The following is a 16,737-nucleotide window of genomic DNA, read 5'->3' on the forward strand; positions in this document are numbered from 1 at the left end:
GGCGTAAAATGGCAGCAACCTAGGAGGGTCCATGCGTTTGCGAACAGTACGGCCATTGCTGGCGGTCCTCGCCGTTGCCTTGCTCGCCGCGTGTACGGGCCCGCCCGACGGGACCGGGACTTCATCCGCCAGCCCCACAGCCAGCCCCACAGCCAGCCCCACAACCAGCCCCTCCGCCGGCCCGGGCACCTCCGGGTCCCCCGCTCCGGACACCGAGACCACCGTCCCTGCGCCGTCCCCTTCCGCGCCCCCGGCCCCGACGGCAGGCCCCGGCGCCGGCAACGCCGAGCTTGCCATTATGGTCAGGCCCTCCCCCACCGAAGCGGCGGTGAACTACACGCTGGTCTGCCGCGACGGCCTCCCCACGGCTGAGAGCAAGCACCCAAGGCCGGAGGCTGCGTGCGCTGCCCTCAAGAACAACGCTGCGCTCCTCAGCCCGGCCCCCAAGAGCAAAGACGTGGCCTGCACCGAACAATACGGCGGCCCGCAGACCGCCACGGTCACCGGGATTGTGGACGATACTCCCGTGGATGCCACGTTTGCGCGCACCAACGGCTGCGAAATCGGCGCCTGGAACGCAGCCCAGGACGTCCTGGGTGCCAGCGGTGGAGCAACGTAGCCTGCTGACGGCCGATGCCTGGCGTGCCCGCGAAGAAGCGCACGCCCAACGCGTCCGCCGTTACTCGGATCCCTACCTTGCCCGCCGCTCGGCAGGTCGGAAGCACCCGGTGGAGGACTTTCTTTTCACCTACTACACCCAGAAGCCTGGCCAGCTGCTGCGCTGGCACCCGGGAGCCGGCGTCGTACTGACCGCTGAAGCGGCGTCCGCCCGCATGGGCTGGAAGCACTACAAAACGCTCGACGACGGCGAACTCGCCTCCCTAGGGCTGCCGCCAGGAACCCCTGCCGTGACATTTGACCGCGCCCGGTTCCTGGCCGACCGGCACGAGGCTGTGGCCTTCGCGGACATCATTCTTCGCGGCACCGCTGCCCGGCCCGCGCAGTTCGGCTGCTTCGGGCTGCACGAATGGGCCATGGTCTACCGCCAGGACAAATTCGACCTGCGCCATGAATACCTGCAACTGAGGCTGGGTTCCGCCGGCACGGACAAAGTGGTGGAGGACAACCGGATCCGGTGCTCACACTTCGACGCCTTCCGCTTCTACACGCCCGACGCGATTGCGCTGAACGAACTGGCGCCCAGCCGCGAAAACCAGCGGCACATGGAACAGCCGGGCTGCCTGCACGCCAACATGGACCTCTACAAGTGGGCGTACAAGCTGCTGCCCGCGCTTCCCAGCGAACTGGTCATGGATTGCTTCGAACTGTCCTGGCGGATCCGGGCCATGGACATGCAGGCCTCCCCCTACGACCTCGCGGAGTGGGGTTACCCGCCCATTCGGATCGAAACCTGGGAAGGCAAAGCAGCCTACGTTGAGCATCAGCGCGCCTTCGCCGGTGAGGCTGCTGCGCTCCGAGGGCGCCTGGCGGAGGCCTTGGCACCGCTTCGAACTGCGGGGACGGCATGAAGGACCTCGAGCTGACCATCAGGGTCACGGAAGACCCCGACTCCCCCGAGTACGAGTTCCGGCTGATAGTCCGCGATGGCCGCCCTGCCGACGGTTGCACCGTGCCCGAGCCCGCAGCAGCGTTGTCAGCGATGGAACGCTTCGGTGAGGACATCTTCTTTCCCAAACCGGGCCCCCCGAAACTCTGCACGCAGCAATACGGCGGGCCGCAGGTGGCCGTTGTGACGGGCTCCATCAACGGCCGTCCCGTCAGTGTGACTTTCCGGCGAACCGATGGCTGTGAAATCTCCCGCTGGCGCGCCATGGCTCCCCTGCTCGGCGGGACAACTGGTTCCCGCGGCGAAATCTGACCATCGGCGGCAGCCGCCGCAAAACGGGAACGCCGCCGGAACGAAGCGGTCCGGCGGCGTTCCCATGCCGTTGCTGAAGGACTAGAGATCCATGTTGCGGTTTCCGGAGAACTCCGGAACCTCCTGCTTCTTCTTTTCCTTTTTGACCTTGTCCTTCTTGTCGCTGGCAGCGTCACCGGCAGTTTCATCAGCAGGGACCACCAAAGCACTGCCTGGTGTGACAACCACAGAGACGAAGGTGGGCGCGCTCGAACCGGCGAACGTCACCCGGCCGATATACGAGCCTTCAGCCAGATCCTTCCACTGGAGCTTCAGAATGCCCGACTGGCCGTTCCCGAGCCGCAGCGGATTGGGGGTCACCGTGGCATTTCCCACGTTGGCTCCCAGCACCGCAGCGTCCACGGACGCCTTCGTGGGCTGCCCATTGGGGCTTGCATAGAGGTTCACAAAGATCGTGTACACGCCTGGAGCCGGGTTCGGAACCGAAATTGATTCACTGGCAGAGGCCGTCTGGGCCAGCAGGGCCTGTCCCGCCGGGTTGAAGACCACCATGTCGAAGTCGGCGGCCTCGTCCGAGGAAAAGACGGAGAACTTTGCCAGCGGCGATCCTGCCGGAACGGTGACCTCCTTGGCGAAGTTGGACGCGTCCGTATCCAGTGCCAGCGGCCCTGGCACCAGTTCGATGGCCGAAGAGTCAGCCTTGGACAGGCCGTCCAAGGTGATGTTCACGGGCGCGTGGGTGCCCGAAACCACCGGAATGTCACCCTGCCCCTGGCCTCCTTCCGAGGTAAACGCCAGGTTTGCCGGTGCCACCACCGACTGCGGGCGGACGGCCACCGGCGATGCCACATTCTTGCCGGCACCCTGCCAGATGAGGTTGCCCATGGCAAACTGCCCCAGGGCAGCGCTGGTGTTCTCGAACTTGACCTTGAAGGTGCGCTTCTCGCCGGCAGCCTTGAAGCTAAGGATCGACGGCGTGACCGTCACCTTGACGCCAGGAACGCTGGCCTTGGCCCGGTAAACGCCCGGGGTCAGCGCGGTGACAGTCCGAGTGACCTCTGTCTTGCCGGTGAGTGCCCCCAGCGCGAACGAGGCAACATTCATATCCCGCGGTGCGGTTGTTCCGAGATCCGGAATGCCCAGGTCCAGGCCCGTTCCCTGAATGAACTTCAGGTAGTCGTCCTCTGAATTGTCGTAGACCAGGCCGGGATCCAGGACCCGCGCAATGTCCACCTGGCCAGCGCCGGTGGCGAACACGTCACCGTTCCGGCTGCCGTCTGCGTTCTTGATATCAGCTGCCGTGGTCATCATGGCTGACTTGACGGTGGCCGGAGACCATGTGGGGTTCTTGGCCAGAATCAAGGCGCCAAATCCGGCCACGTGCGGCGCGGCCATCGACGTCCCGGACATCATGCCGAACTGGTCGCCGCCGGAACCGATGGGCGACACACCTGCCAGCACTGCCACACCCGGGGCCGCTACGTCAGGCTTGAGCAAGTCTGAGCCGGTAGCGAGCAACGGGCCCCGGGAAGAGAAGCCGGCGATCTGCGGCTGCGGCGCGGCCGGAAGGCCGGTGGTGTCCGTGTTCACCAGGGAGACCTTGATGCCGGGGTTGGCGATGATCTTGTCCTTGATCTGCTCCGTGGCCGGCGGATTCACGTGCACTGTGGGGACTGCGTGGCGGTCAAGGTCCTCGGAGGAGGTGGTTAAGTTGACCAGAATCATGCCGATGCCGCCGGCGCGCTGCACCTCGGCGCTCTTGGCTACGCGGTCCACCACCCCGCGGTCGCAGACAACAATCTTCCCTGTCACCTTGGCGGGATCCAGCGCATTGGGTGCGCACAGTTCCGGGTTTGCTGCGCCGGCGGCTGCGGCACTTGCCGCCAGCACAACGTTGCTCGCAGGAACGGGAGCGGACATAAGACTGGCGCCGCGGTACTTGCTGCCGTCCTCAAATTCGACGGTTCCCTGCAACTCCGTGGAGAAGGAGCTTGCGGCCACTGTGGTCAGCCACGGAGCGCCGTGGTTCACGGTGCTTGCCGTGGGTCCCGAGTTTCCGGCGGATGCGGCAACAAAGATTCCGGCGGACGCCGCGGAAAGGAAGGCCAGCGAAACCGGGTCCGTGGTGGTTGAGGTGCTGCCGGAGATGGAGTAGTTGAGCACATCCACGCCGTCCAGGATGGCTTGATTGATCGCGGCCACGGAGGCGGAGCTGTAGCACCCGCCGGTGGCTGGGTTGTCGTCCTCCCAGCAGACCTTGTAGACGGAGATCTTTGCCGCCGGCGCCACGCCGCTGGTGATGCCCATATCGGTTGCACCAAGGTTGGCCCGGACGTTCGCGTTGCCCGCTGCGGTGCTGGCAGTGTGCGTCCCGTGGCTTCCCACATCCACAGGCGAAATCAGTTCTTCGGGCGCGCGGTTCTCCGGCGCCACGTACGCCATGTAGTCGTCAGCGAAGTAGCGGGCACTCAGGACTTTGGAGTTGCAGGCACTGCCGTCAAACGCCGCGCCGGTTCCCTGGCCCTTCTGGCACTCTCCGACGAAGGTGTCGCCGTCGGACTTGAGCATGGCGATGTTGCCGTCCGCGGTGCGGTACGGGGCGCCCACTTGGGCCTGGCCGGCGAGTGGTTGCACGTCTTCCCCGGCGAAGAACGCGTTGGAGGGGGTGTAGCCGGAGTCAATAACGCCAACTACGACGCCTTTGCCGGCATTCTCCTGCCCGCCGAAGACAGTCTTCCAGATGCCGTTTTCACCGCTGAGCCCAAGGAAGTCTGTAGTGGAGTAATCCGGCGCGTTCTCCGTGTCCGGTGCCACCATGAGGACGGCCGGGTCCTTGGCGAGCTTGGCGGCCTGGTCGGCGGTCAAATCGGCCGAGAACCCGTTGATGGCAGCCGTGTACTGGCGCTTGATCCGGACGCTTTCGGACCCGGCCACAGCGTTCTGCCTGCCCTCAAGATGCGCCTGGTACTGCTGGACTTCGGGCCGGTCGGCGTCAAGCTTGCGGCCGTTCTGGGGCTTCGTCGCTGCGAGTCCGGGAGTCCCGCCGTCGTAGGTGGCCGCCGGCTTCTCGGCCAGGACCACAATGTAGCGGCCCGCTGGGTAGTCGCTGGGGTTGATCTTCTTTGAGGCAACTGCCGTGTTTGCTTCAGCGGGCGCCGCGGTAGCGGGGCTCATCGCTATCGACGAAAGGAGCAGCGGCAAGCCCACGGCCAATGCCGCTGCTTTCCGGAGTCCCCCGCCCCGAATGGGGCTTTTTCCAGTTGATTTCACGAGCGACTACACCTTTCACGAGGAACGGCCGGCCACGTTGCCGGTCTGGAGCAGCTGGGAACGGCACACGACATTACAGATTTTGTAATGCTGTGACCAGCCGTTACAAACAGTACAGACTGAGAGCTGAATATGACATAGGACACATCAGGTGTATAGGTCAATCCTGCAGCCACAAGGCGGGCCCGTGAAGGCACAAAGGAAAGACCCCCACGCGGGCCGGACTTTGGAAAAGTCCAGCTCGGCGCGGAGGTCTTCTTTGGTGCCAGGAAATCACCTGGCTCAACCCTTGGGCGTCACCTGCAGGCGGTCGAAGGAGACCTGCTTGCCGTCCTTGTCCAGCACCACCACGCCGTCGCGGCCGCTCTGCACACCTGAGGGCAGGATGAACTCCACCGTGTTGTCGGTGGTGGGGAAAATCCAGCCGATCCGGTAGCTCTTCTTGTTTCAGGTACACGTAGTACCACTGGCCATAGTCGAGACCCTTCTGGGTCACCTTCTGGCCGTTGCGGTACTTGTCCTGCGTGCCGAGGTCGAACGGAGCCGTCTGTTCCTCGAGGTCCTGTACGGCGAGGACGGGGACCGTCTCCGGCTGCGCCGGCTGGAGATCCAGCACGACGGCGCCGCCAGTCACCGTAGCCGCGACCCGGAAGAAGCTTGGGAGAGGCCTGGGACAGGGCGTTCGGGATCAGTGCATTTTCAGCAGGGCAGCCGGCGCAGTGGCACGTGGAGCGGGGCACAAAAACGGGCGCCCCCGTTCAGGGACGCCCGGTTGAGGTTTGGGCAAAGACTTGAGGCCTGGATAAGGAGTGGGCGCCTACTGCCTGGGCGTCCGAACCACATCGCTGATCCACTGGCGGGTCTTGTCGTCCACGGGGCCGGCCACGCGCGTTTCCCGGGCAGCCCGGTCTGCCTTGATCTTCTGCACAACCATACGGCCCAACCCGGCAAAAACGGCCGCGGCCATCATCGGCAACAGCAGAGATTTCGATTTTTCAGCCATGCCGTAATCCTAGTGACGCTTGCTCCGCGAGGCCATAGCCGCCGTCGTCCTCCACCTCCCGAAAGCCCGCCCCGCCGCGATGACTGTGGCCGATCCCACCGAATACAGGGTGCGGCGCTCGGCCCGGTAGAATGGCCTAGCAAGCTCGCGGAGCGCCCGTCCACACTGTTCGAAAAAGAACGTCCCCAGCATCCCGGAACGGCGTAAGACGGCGTGACTCCGCTGCGCCCTTACCCAATGCTCACGCACAGGAGTTGCCGGATGCCCCGGATCGTTGTTGACGTCATGCCCAAGCCCGAGATTCTGGACCCGCAGGGGAAGGCCATCGTGGGTGCACTCCCCCGTCTGGGCTTCACCAGCTTTAGCTCTGTCCGCCAGGGCAAGCGCTTTGAACTGACGGTTGAGGGCGAGGTGACCGACGCAATCCTGGCCCAGGCCCGCGAAGCCGCCGAGACCCTGCTGTCCAACCCCGTGATCGAAGACGTCGTCAACGTCGAGGTCGTCGAGGCCTGAGATGACTGAACTTCCCTTGATCGGCGAGGCAATCGCCGTCGCCGCCGACGCTCCTGGTGCTCGCAGGCTCGCGGGGGCCCGGATCGGCGTTGTCACCTTCCCCGGCACCCTTGACGACCGCGACGCCGCCCGTGCAGTCCGGCTCGCCGGCGGCACCGCAGTGCCGCTCTGGCACGCTGACACCACCCTGGGTGACGTGGACGCCGTCGTGATCCCCGGCGGTTTCTCCTACGGCGACTACCTCCGCGCCGGCGCCATTGCCCGCTTCGCGCCGCTGATGTCCAAAATCATCGACGCCGCCAACTCCGATGCCAAGCTGCCCGTGCTGGGCATCTGCAACGGCTTCCAGATCCTGACTGAATCGCACCTGCTGCCCGGCTCCATGATCAAGAACGACCACCTGAAGTTCATGTGCCGCGACCAGGTCCTGCGTGTGGAAAACAGCAACACCGCCTGGACGCTGGACTACGAGGCCGGCCAGGAAATTACGGTCCCGCTGAAGAACCAGGACGGCCAGTACATCGCCGACGAAAAGGTCCTGGACGCGCTCGAGGCTGAAGGCCGCGTGGTGTTCCGCTACGTGGGCTTCAACCCCAACGGCTCGCGCCGCGATATCGCCGGCATCTCCAACGCCGCCGGCAATGTGGTGGGACTTATGCCCCACCCCGAGCACGCGGTGGAAGTTGGATTCGGCCCCGAATCCCTGGATGGGATCGGCGGGTCCGACACCGACGGCCTGGGTTTCTTCACCTCCGTACTGAACAAGATTGTGGGAGGCAACAAATGACCGAGATCAATTCGGTGGTCGAGCCTGTCGAGACCAAGAAGTTCAATATCGACACGGTCGAGAACGCTGCCAAAACGCCCGATACCGAACTGCCGTGGGCCGAACTGGGCCTGAAGCAGAACGAGTTCGATGAGGTAGTGAAAGTCCTGGGCCGCCGCCCCACCGGCGCCGAGCTTGCCATGTACTCCGTGATGTGGAGTGAGCACTGCTCCTACAAGTCCTCGAAGAATCACCTGCGCCAGTTCGGCGAAAAGGTGACCGACGAGATGAAGAAGGACATGCTGGTGGGCATCGGCGAGAACGCCGGCGTCACCAATCTGGGCGACGGCTGGGCCGTGACGTTCAAGATCGAGTCCCACAACTCGCCGTCGTTCGTGGAGCCCTACCAGGGTGCCGCCACGGGCATCGGCGGCATTGTCCGTGACATCATCTCCATGGGCGCCCGCCCGGTGGCCGTGATGGATCCGCTGCGTTTCGGCGCCATCGACCACCCGGACACAGCCCGCGTCATGCATGGTGCCGTTGCCGGCATCGGCGGCTACGGAAACTCCTTGGGCCTGCCGAACATCGGCGGCGAAATGGTGTTCGACTCCGTCTACCAGGGCAACCCGCTGGTCAACGCACTCGCGGTCGGTGTCATGCGCCATGAGGACATCCGCCTCGCCAACGCCTCCGGCAAGGGCAACAAGGTGGTCCTGTTCGGTGCACGCACCGGCGGCGACGGCATCGGCGGCGCCTCGGTGCTGGCCTCGGAGTCCTTCGACGACACCAAGCCGTCCAAGCGCCCCGCCGTCCAGGTGGGCGACCCGTTCGCCGAGAAGGTCCTGATCGAGTGCTGCCTCGAGCTCTTCAAGGGCTCGCTGGTTGAAGGCATCCAGGACCTCGGCGCCGCTGGCATCTCCTGCGCCACATCCGAGCTCGCCTCCAACGGCGACGGCGGCATGGAGGTTGAACTGACCTCGGTCCTGCTGCGCGATCCCACGCTGACCCCGGGCGAGATCCTGATGTCCGAGTCGCAGGAACGCATGATGGCCGTGGTCACCCCGGAGAACATCGCCGCGTTCGAAGCCGTGATGGACAAGTGGGCCGTGGAGTACTCCTGGCTCGGCGAGGTCACCGACACCGGCCGCCTGATCATCACCTGGGACGGCGTGGTCATTGTGGACGTCGACCCACGCACCGTGGCCCACGACGGCCCCGTGTATGACCGCCCGTACGCCCGCCCCTCATGGCAGGATTCCGTACAGGCCGATTCCTTCACCGGCTCAGTGCAGGACACCGGCCGCCCCTCCGCCCCCGCGGAACTGGCTGCCGCCGTCACCGAGCTCGTGGCCTCGCCGAACATGTGCAGCAAGGACTGGATCACCAACCAGTACGACCGGTACGTGGGCGGCAACACCGCCCTGGCGTTCCCGGACGACGCCGGCGTGGTCCGCGTGGACGAGGAAACCGGCCTGGGCGTTGCCCTGGCCACCGACGCCAACGGCCGCTACACCTTCCTCGATCCGTACCACGGCGCACAGTTGGCGCTGGCCGAGGCCTACCGCAACGTGGCCACCTCCGGCGCCGTACCGATGGCCGTCAGCGACTGCCTGAACTTCGGCTCCCCCGAGGACCCGGACGTCATGTGGCAGCTCGCGGAGGCCATCCGCGGCCTGTCCGATGCCTGCATGGTGCTGGGCATCCCGGTCACCGGCGGCAACGTCTCGCTGTACAACCAGACGGGCACCACACCCATCCACCCCTCCCCCGTGGTGGCAGTGCTGGGCAAGCTCGACGACGTCGCCCGCCGCACGCCCTCGGGCTGGCGCGAGGACGGCCAGGCCATCTACCTGCTGGGTACGACGGCGGCAGAACTGGACGGTTCCGAATGGGCCAACATGCGTGGTCACCTCGGTGGACTGCCGCCCAAGGTTGACCTCGCCGCCGAACGCGAGCTGGGCGAAATCCTGATCAACGCATCCCGCGACGGCATGGTGGACTCCGCGCACGACCTCTCCGAAGGCGGCCTCGCGGCAGCCCTGGTGGAGTCCGCACTGCGCTACGGCGTGGGTGCCCGGATCGCCCTGCAGGACGTTCTGGACCGCGACGGCGTGGACCTGTTCACGGCGCTGTTCTCCGAGTCCCAGGGCCGCGCGGTTGTCGGCGTGCCCCGCTCGGAAGAGGTCCGGTTCAAGGACATGTGCACGGCCCGCGGCTTTGCCCACACCCGCATCGGCGTAGTGGATGCAGCCAGCGGCAACCTGGAGATCAACGGCGTGGACACCATGTCCCTGGCCGCCCTCCGCGAAGCCCACGAGGCGACCCTGCCGAAGTACTTCGGCTAGTACCCTCCATCGGTTGCTCCGTAACTGCCCTTTTGAACCCTCAAAACGGCGGTTACGGAGCAATCGTTCGTTAAGGCCGAGGCCGCCACCCCTCCTGGACAAGGGCCGAGCGAACCTTGGCGACCGCAGGCTTGGCGTCATTGAGCATGTGCCGCTTGGAAATCCTGACTTCAGTCCACCCCAGCGTGTGGTACTTCTCAGAACGCGTGATGTCCCGGACGATCTGCCCGTCCTCACCGTGCTGTTCACCTTCGTACTCGATCCCGATCCGGTACTTGCGGTAGGACAGGTCCGGCTCGTGATGGCGGAGACCGTCGTCGCCGATGATCGGCACGTTCAACTCCGGTTCCGGCAGCCCTGCCCGGACCACGGCCAGCTTCAACAGCGTCTCCTGCGGCGAGTCAGATCCCACCCGGATGAGTTTGATGGCTTCCTTGGCCCTGCGTAGCCCGCGTTTTCCCTTGTGCCTGTCGATCATCCGCTGCAGATCGGCCAAACTGCAAAGCGGCATGTCCCTGTCCTCAAAAGACGCCCTCGGCATGCGCACGCAACTGTCGCCCATTGCCACAAGCTCGTCCACCGTGAGCATTTCGGCCATATCCAGCCAGGTTCGCTCCGGAGTGGTCACTGGAATTCCGTCAACTGTGGTGACCTCGTCGCTGTAAAGCTTCATGCGGTGCACAATGACGTGCGGTCGGTTCAGGTGTGCCGATCCCTCAGGCCTGATGACATGAAACATCTCTGGAGTCCCCTTCTGCTGACGTCGCGGCAGCAGAAGCATCTCCGCCGCGGTGAGGTGCGACGCGGCGCATCGCTCATTGACCTCGATGAAGGGCCGGACCCTGTCAGCCAAGGGGAGCTCCGCCGTCGGGCTTTCCGACCGGATCCCCTTGCCGAGCCGATGCAGTGTCCGGTGTCGCAGCCGCTTGTGCGACACTCCGGCGCGCGCCGCCTCGACAACTGTGAACGGGCGGTCCTGCAGTTCCTCGGGCAGCGGGCGCGGGGTCTTCATGGATTCATCAGAGCAGAATACGGTGTGCGATGCAGAAGTTATCCACAGCCTTCATCGATTGCTCCGTAGGCGCCGTTTTGGGCAGTCAAGAGGGTGCCTGGGCCCACGCCGGCAGGGTTCCCTGGCCGAGCCTGCGAGGCCAGGGTGCCGGTGGGGAGCAATCGATGGGGTCAGTCCTCGCTGCGGAGCTCCCGCTGCCTTGAGCTGAGGAGCTCAAACTCGGGCCGCGCGGCCACAAAGCGTTCGACGGCGGTGAGCACGTCCACGAGGTGCGCCCGGTCTGCTGCCACCAGGCCGGCGCCCACCTGCGAGCGCCGGTACTGGTCGTGGTCCCCCACCTCCGCGACGGACACATCGAAGCGGCGCTTGAGCTCGGCCAGCAGCGGCCTGATAACGGAGCGCTTCTCCTTCAGGCTCTGGACATCGCCCAGGAGGATGTCGAATTCAATCCAGCCGATCCACATGCAGTAATCGTATCGACTGCTCCGTAACCGCCGTTTTGAGTGGTCAAAAGGGCCGCTACGGAGCAATCGATGGGGTCAGATGGTGAGTTCGCCCATCCGGTCCCAGCCGTCGCCGTCGAGCTGGCGACTGATGATCCGGGGTGTTTCGGCCAGCGCCTGGGGCATGTCCGCCATGGCCTGCTTGAAGTGCGTGCTGTTGACGTGGTCCCCGGCGGCGTCGTCCTTGAAGGCCTCCACCAGCACAAACTCGTTGGGGTCATCCACACTGCGGGACCAGTCGAACCACAGGTTGCCGGGCTCCTCCCGGGTGGCCGTGGTGAAGTCCCCAACAAGGCCGAGCCAGCGCTCGGACCAGTCGGGTTTGACCTTGAATTTGACGACGATGAAAATCAAGCTGTATTCCTCCGGTTGTAGGCCCTGGCCTCGCTTAGCCTGCGGCGAGTTGGCGTGCACCTTCAACGTATCGCGAAGTGACGTGCCTCTGCGCGGCCCGGGTCACCAGGCCACCAGCACGGTAGAACCAGTTGGCAGGTGTGCTGAAGGCAGTGATCTTCAAGAACACCCGCCCTGTGTCGTCGAGCTCCACCTCAAACGCCTCTTCGCCGCGCGCCGGATGTCCGGGAAGTGTTCCGTGGCCGAAACCCGCAGACTGCGGGCCGTCGCCCGGCACCGGCCGCCGGACCCACACCACTTCGCACGGAGCGTTAATACGGAAAGGCCCGACGCCGAAGCCGCTCACCACGCGCGTTCCCGGGCGGACGACGTCGGACTCGGCCCGGACGCGCAGCCCCGACCGCCGCTGCAGCTCCCAGGTCAGGATTCCCTGCGCCACCCGGCGGTACAACGCCAAGCCGTCGCCAAGGTAGGCCTGCGATACCAGGCAGGGGTACCCCGCCGGTGGCCGCCCATTCTCGGTGGCGCCAACACCCGGGTAATCGAGCCGGCCGCCGACCAGTCGCTTTTCAGTCAACAGAGCCCTCCCGGGATCCGGTCAGCCGCGCCCATCCCAGCTGCTCCTGTTGCTTGCGGCTTAGGGAGGCCACCACCAGGTCGTAGGAGTCCTCCACCATGTCCCGGACCATGGCATCGGGCAGGTTTCCGTCCAGCCGCACGCCGTTCCAATGGGTCTTGTTCATATGCCACGCGCCCGTGATTTCCGGATTTGCGGCCCGCAGCTGTTCAGCAAGGGCCGGCTCACATTTCAGGCTCACGGACCAGTCCGGGGAGTCCATGGCAGACAAGGCGAACATCTTCGCTTCCTGCCTGGCTCCCCCGGAAACGGCAGCCCTGACCTTGAACACGGAGGTCTCCGGGCCGAAGGGAAAATCCTCGAAGGCACCGGGAAATGACAGGCATATTGCCTTGAGTTGGGCTGCGTCCATGGACCGAGCCTACAAAGCCCTTCCCGGCGGTGCTAGTCTGCGAAGATGTCACCCGATCAGGCCACCATCCCCGTTCTGGACATGAGCGCCGCACGCCAGCCGTACGGTGCCTTCAGCACGGAATTCATCGACCAGCTGCGGGACGCCGCCCACAACGTGGGATTCTTCCAAATCACTGGTTACGGCGCCGCCCCCGGCCAGGCCGAGGAGCTGCTGGCCCTCATCAAGCGCTTCTTCGATCTGCCCCTCGAGGAGCGGATGAAGCTGGACAACAGGATTTCACCGCACTTCCGCGGCTACACGCGGATGGGCACCGAAATCACGCAGGGACGGGCCGACGCCCGCGAGCAGATCGACTACTCCCCGGAACGCGAACCCGTCCACAATTATCCTGCCGACCAGCCGTACTGGCTCCTCCAGGGGCACAACATGTGGCCCGATGAGGCGTTGCCGGAGCTCAAGCCGGCGGCCATGGCCTGGGCCGATCTGATGTCCAGTGTGGGCATGGAGCTGCTGCGTGGCATCTCGGTTTCCCTGGGGCTGCCGGAGGACCACTTCGACGAGCCCTTCGGCAACGAACCCGCGTGGATGGGCAAGCTGGTGCATTACGTCGGCGGCGTGGTGGAGGCGGCCGGCGACCAGGGAGTGGGTTCCCACGCCGACTACGGTTTTGTCACCCTCCTCCTCCAGGACGAGGTGGGCGGCCTCGAAGTGCTGCCGCCCGGGACAAGTGAATGGGCGCCGGTTGAGCCTGTTCCCGGGGCACTCGTGGTGAACCTGGGCGAAATGCTGGAGGTGGCCACGGAAGGCTTCCTTGCCGCCACGATCCACCGGGTCCAGGCGCCGCCACCCGGCGTGGACCGCTACTCAGTCCCGTTCTTCTGGTCCCCGCGGCTGGACGCCGTCATCGATCCGGTGCCTCTGCCTCCCGAGCTCAAAGCCCAAGCCCGTGGCATCTCCGACGATCCGTCCAACCCCATGCTTGCGTCCTTTGGCCTGAACGTGCTCAAGGGCCGCATGCGCGCGCATCCCGATGTGACCGAACGCCACTACCCGGAGCTGATGCAGCGCTGATCAGAGGTTGTACTTCCACGCCTGCTGCGCGGGGCAAACGTTCATCACCACGTCCAGGCCGGCGGCCTTTGCACGGTCCACTGCCGCTTCGTCAATAACACCCAGCTGCAGCCACACGGCTTTGGCGCCCACCGCAATTGCCTGGTCCACCACCGCCCCGACCTTCTGCGAGTTCACAAAGCAGTCGACGACGTCGAGGGGTTGCTTTTCGGACGGAATTTCACCCAGGGTACGGTACCCGGTTTCGCCGTGGACGGCATCGCCGGGAAGGTTGACGGGGATGATCTCCATCCCGAGCCGGTCGCGGATAAACAGCGAGGTGTCGTAGGCGGCACGCCACTCGTTGGTGGTCAGGCCCACGATGGCCCACCGCCCTTTGTTTCGCATCAGGCGCTCAATAACGGCAGCATCGTTGACGTGGACCATGGTGCAAGCGTACATCGTCCCCCGAGCGGCCCATGATCGAATATTTGAATGAATAGCTGGCGTAAATACTCGCGTGAGCGAGTATTACGTCCCACAGACCATGATTTGGCGCAGGGCGTGCGGTTCGGCTGCAGTGGTAGTGACCATCCCGAGCGGCCGAGAGACCTGGATCGATGAAGCCGCAGCATCCCTGACCAAACGCTGTACCCGTTGAGGCGACCCTCCTCGGCACTATTTTGTGGCGACGTACCTGCAGTCGTCCACGCGGTACAAGGTGTACTTCGTGAACCCCGTGGTCAAGGAGATCCTTGGTGAACCGACCTACGCCTCACTGGCCGATCTTCCCGAGAGCCCGGACATCGTGGATGTGTTCCGCGAGCACGATAACCTCCCGGGTGTCCTGGACGATGCCATCGCGGCCGGCGCCAACACCCTCTGGCTGCAGCTCGGCTTCTGGCATGAGGACGTGGCCACGGACGCGGAAGCCGCCGGGCTCAACGTGGTGATGGACCGCTGCGTGAAGATCGAGCATGCCCGGTTCCATGGCGGGCTGCACCCGGCCGGCTTCGACACCGGCGTGATCGCCTCCAGGCGGCAGCTGCTTTTCCTGACGGGCAGGCGCTTCCTGAAGCAAACCTGATCAGCGGGTGAACTTCTTCCGCCAGATAGAACCGGGTCCGGCTTTGCCGGCCCCGGTTTTTTCTGTCAGTGCCGGAGAGACGATGGCTGACGTCAGGGACTCCCCCGCCACGGCGGCTTCGGCCAGGGTACCGGCAGCCGGCTTTCCGGCCTTGTCGAGTTCGGCAGCGGCGTCACGGGTGACGCCCGCAGCGTTCCCCGGCGCGCCGCCGTCGTCCTCCTTTGACTTGCCGGTCGCATTGCCGACCCACTTGCCGTTTCCGCGGCCGGCCGGCTCCGCGCCCCGGTTCTGGCCTGCGCTTTCCGGACCGTTCGCCGGCGGGGCAGTTTCCCGTTCAACGGTTTGGGGCTGTGCCGGCGCTGCGTCGTCACCGTTTGTCGGCTCCCCGGGCAACTGCGCCTCCGCCGGATTTGCGGCGGTCCCGCTGGCAGCGGGAGTCCCTGCGATGGACCAGCCAGGAGCCCAGTCCTGCAACAACTTCTGGATGGAACTGCTGGCCTGCGCGTCAGGCGCGGTGCCGGTGGCGGCCACCCCGGTGACGCCCAGCCCCATCCCCGCGATGACGGCAAGGCCCACAACAGTGGTCCGGTGCTTCCGGAGGAGCCGGTGCCGGGCAAGCTCGGGGGTCTGGCCTGACATGAGCGCGGCCAGTTCGGGACCGGGCGCGGGTGCAGGCAGAGAGCCTAGGGAGCCCACCGCGAGAAGGGTTTCGCGGAGGCCGGCAGGATCGTCCACACCGGCGTCAAGGAGCATTTCATCAATCGTCCGGATCAGGGAGCTGGCATTGGAGGTCATGGCGCCACGTACTCCTTCACTGCGGACTGCTCGCGCAGCCGGATCAATGCACGGCGCTGGAGCTGTTTGACGGCACCGGCACTCTTGCCCATCACAGCGGCCACCTGGTCCACAGTGAGGCCCGCGACGAGGCGTAACGACAGTACTTCCCGCTGTTCATCCGGCAGCTCGTTCAGGAGATCCGCCACTTCCTGTGGCGAGATCCGGTGCAGCACTTCAGCCTCGGCCGAGGACTCCTCGCGTCCGTCAAGGTCCGCTTCGAACGGGAGTTTACTCGGGGTGCGCTCCTGCCTCCGGTGATCGTCCACCATCCGGGCGTGTGCCACGGAGAAGACAAACGTGCGCAGCCCGGCCACGCCGCCGGTAACCTTCTGCAGCCGTGGCAGGACGGCGATGAAGACTTCCTGCATAACCGCCTCCGGATCTTCTACCCCGCGGGCTGTGAGGTAGCCCAGGACCTGTGGCGCATAGGTTCGGTACACGATGCTGAAGAGCTCCGGATCGCGGGCGCGCGCACGCAGAACGTCGTCTGTCAGTGCATCGGTCACGGACACAGGGCCTTCGGTGGAGGGGACTGGGCTTGCTCGCGTAGGGCCCGCACGTCATCCGCGGAATGCCCTCGTCAGCTAACTTTAGCCTCCGGTAACAAAAGAGCCGGCCTGGAACATGATGGGGGACAAGTTCCAGACCGGCGCTTCACAGGGGTAATCGCTCCAGGCACCGCAGGGGTTACTCGGTCGGACAAAAAACTTTCCGGGACCGTGACGTCGGGGGATTCTGCGCCGCCTACGTTCGGCGTGGCTCAGGTCCAGCGCGGCGCAGTCACCCTCCGGCGCGGTGTCTTGGCAATAACAAACGTGTGAGGCCTGGTGGCGGGAACGCGCTGGTCCCCGCAGTCCGGCTGGAGTTGGACGGGGACCACCACAGCGGGCGCTGGGGCCGGCGGTGCAAGCTTGGCGGCAGGGCTGAGATCGGTGACCAGCCCTGTCCCGGCGCATTCGCGGACGGCGGCAATCCCGGCAGCCACGGCGGACTTATCCTCGAAGGCCCCGGACACGGCCACCACAGTGCCATCCGGCGCCTTGAGGCGGAACCTGAACCGTGAATCCGAATCCAAGAAAACTTCAAACTTCCCAGCCATGATAATTCCTTCCGGTCTGCGGGT

At 65.2% G+C, this 16,737-nt stretch carries 18 protein-coding genes and 1 pseudogene; 8 read left to right on the plus strand and 11 right to left on the minus strand.

Translation table 11 applies throughout. From position 1 onward, the window contains the following. Positions 1–31 precede the first annotated feature (31 nt). The 3 genes from ASG77_RS18975 to ASG77_RS18985 are packed head-to-tail and all read left to right on the plus strand — an operon-like array spanning position 32 to position 1,879. A complete protein-coding gene (locus ASG77_RS18975) occupies positions 32–619 on the plus strand; it encodes an SSI family serine proteinase inhibitor (protein WP_056348585.1) in 588 nt (195 codons plus the stop codon). Next, entirely contained in the window at positions 597–1,529 is a 933-nt protein-coding gene (locus tag ASG77_RS18980) for a 3-methyladenine DNA glycosylase (RefSeq protein ID WP_200950811.1), read from the plus strand. Before ASG77_RS18975 ends, ASG77_RS18980 begins: the two co-directional genes overlap by 23 nt. Beyond that, on the plus strand, positions 1,526–1,879 hold the full coding sequence (locus ASG77_RS18985) for a hypothetical protein (protein ID WP_056348591.1): 354 nt from the start codon (positions 1,526–1,528) through the stop codon (positions 1,877–1,879). The genes ASG77_RS18980 and ASG77_RS18985 overlap by 4 nt, the downstream gene beginning before the upstream one ends. An 81-nt stretch (positions 1,880–1,960) precedes the next feature. Here the strand turns inward: ASG77_RS18985 and ASG77_RS18990 are convergent, their stop codons facing one another. Continuing rightward, complete coding sequence (locus ASG77_RS18990) at positions 1,961–5,125, minus strand: S8 family peptidase (protein ID WP_442854256.1); 3,165 nt, start codon at positions 5,123–5,125, stop codon at positions 1,961–1,963. An 841-nt stretch (positions 5,126–5,966) separates the two neighbouring features. Continuing rightward, entirely contained in the window at positions 5,967–6,152 is a 186-nt protein-coding gene (locus ASG77_RS18995; protein ID WP_056348597.1) for a hypothetical protein, read from the minus strand. A gap of 261 nt (positions 6,153–6,413) precedes the next feature. Here ASG77_RS18995 and purS point away from each other — a divergent pair, with 261 nt between their 5' ends. Genes purS through purL form a run of 3 tightly spaced genes read left to right on the plus strand, consistent with a single transcriptional unit; the run spans position 6,414 to position 9,779 of the window. Continuing rightward, positions 6,414–6,665 carry a phosphoribosylformylglycinamidine synthase subunit PurS gene (gene purS, locus ASG77_RS19000; RefSeq protein ID WP_056348600.1) on the plus strand — a complete coding sequence of 84 codons (252 nt, stop codon included), beginning with the start codon at positions 6,414–6,416 and terminating at the stop codon, positions 6,663–6,665. A 1-nt stretch (position 6,666) separates the two neighbouring features. Next, positions 6,667–7,452, plus strand: a complete 786-nt coding sequence (purQ, locus tag ASG77_RS19005) for a phosphoribosylformylglycinamidine synthase subunit PurQ (protein WP_056348604.1) — start codon at positions 6,667–6,669, stop codon at positions 7,450–7,452. Next, positions 7,449–9,779, plus strand: a complete 2,331-nt coding sequence (purL, locus tag ASG77_RS19010; RefSeq protein WP_056348608.1) for a phosphoribosylformylglycinamidine synthase subunit PurL — start codon at positions 7,449–7,451, stop codon at positions 9,777–9,779. Before purQ ends, purL begins: the two co-directional genes overlap by 4 nt. A 70-nt stretch (positions 9,780–9,849) precedes the next feature. On the opposite strand, the gene ASG77_RS19015 is transcribed toward purL, so the two are convergent. The 5 genes from ASG77_RS19015 to ASG77_RS19035 all read right to left on the minus strand — a co-directional run bounded on the left by ASG77_RS19015 (position 9,850) and on the right by ASG77_RS19035 (position 12,637). Beyond that, positions 9,850–10,791, minus strand: a complete 942-nt coding sequence (locus ASG77_RS19015) for a hypothetical protein (RefSeq protein ID WP_235564675.1) — start codon at positions 10,789–10,791, stop codon at positions 9,850–9,852. Positions 10,792–10,961: 170 nt separating this feature from the next. Further along, complete coding sequence (locus ASG77_RS19020) at positions 10,962–11,255, minus strand: DUF503 domain-containing protein (RefSeq protein WP_056348612.1); 294 nt, start codon at positions 11,253–11,255, stop codon at positions 10,962–10,964. Positions 11,256–11,330: 75 nt separating this feature from the next. Then, the gene (locus ASG77_RS19025) at positions 11,331–11,648 is read right to left on the minus strand and encodes a putative quinol monooxygenase (RefSeq protein WP_056348615.1); all 318 of its coding nucleotides are present in this window, start codon (positions 11,646–11,648) and stop codon (positions 11,331–11,333) included. Between the two features lie 34 nt (positions 11,649–11,682). Beyond that, positions 11,683–12,225 carry a DUF1990 family protein gene (locus ASG77_RS19030; protein WP_056348616.1) on the minus strand — a complete coding sequence of 181 codons (543 nt, stop codon included), beginning with the start codon at positions 12,223–12,225 and terminating at the stop codon, positions 11,683–11,685. Continuing rightward, positions 12,218–12,637: an MmcQ/YjbR family DNA-binding protein gene (locus ASG77_RS19035; RefSeq protein WP_056348619.1), complete on the minus strand. Its 420-nt coding sequence runs from the start codon at positions 12,635–12,637 to the stop codon at positions 12,218–12,220. The genes ASG77_RS19030 and ASG77_RS19035 overlap by 8 nt, the downstream gene beginning before the upstream one ends. 45 nt (positions 12,638–12,682) lie before the next feature. Here ASG77_RS19035 and ASG77_RS19040 point away from each other — a divergent pair, with 45 nt between their 5' ends. After that, the gene (locus tag ASG77_RS19040; protein ID WP_056348622.1) at positions 12,683–13,711 is read left to right on the plus strand and encodes an isopenicillin N synthase family dioxygenase; all 1,029 of its coding nucleotides are present in this window, start codon (positions 12,683–12,685) and stop codon (positions 13,709–13,711) included. Here ASG77_RS19040 and ASG77_RS19045 read toward each other — a convergent pair whose 3' ends face one another. After that, positions 13,712–14,137: a CoA-binding protein gene (locus ASG77_RS19045; RefSeq protein WP_056348624.1), complete on the minus strand. Its 426-nt coding sequence runs from the start codon at positions 14,135–14,137 to the stop codon at positions 13,712–13,714. It lies immediately after the preceding gene. 232 nt (positions 14,138–14,369) lie between these two features. Between ASG77_RS19045 and ASG77_RS19050 the strand changes: the two are divergent. Beyond that, positions 14,370–14,777, plus strand: a pseudogene (locus tag ASG77_RS19050) (CoA-binding protein); the annotation flags it as partial. On the opposite strand, the gene ASG77_RS19055 reads toward ASG77_RS19050, so the two are convergent. The 3 genes from ASG77_RS19055 to ASG77_RS19065 all read right to left on the minus strand — a co-directional run bounded on the left by ASG77_RS19055 (position 14,778) and on the right by ASG77_RS19065 (position 16,713). Then, complete coding sequence (locus tag ASG77_RS19055) at positions 14,778–15,572, minus strand: hypothetical protein (RefSeq protein WP_056348627.1); 795 nt, start codon at positions 15,570–15,572, stop codon at positions 14,778–14,780. Beyond that, positions 15,569–16,120: an RNA polymerase sigma factor gene (locus ASG77_RS19060; RefSeq protein WP_056349004.1), complete on the minus strand. Its 552-nt coding sequence runs from the start codon at positions 16,118–16,120 to the stop codon at positions 15,569–15,571. The genes ASG77_RS19055 and ASG77_RS19060 overlap by 4 nt, the downstream gene beginning before the upstream one ends. A gap of 254 nt (positions 16,121–16,374) precedes the next feature. Further along, entirely contained in the window at positions 16,375–16,713 is a 339-nt protein-coding gene (locus ASG77_RS19065) for a YegP family protein (RefSeq protein WP_056348630.1), read from the minus strand. Positions 16,714–16,737: the final 24 nt, after the last annotated feature.

Source organism: Arthrobacter sp. Soil762 (assembly GCF_001428335.1).
Taxonomy (GTDB): Bacteria; Actinomycetota; Actinomycetes; order Actinomycetales; family Micrococcaceae; genus Arthrobacter.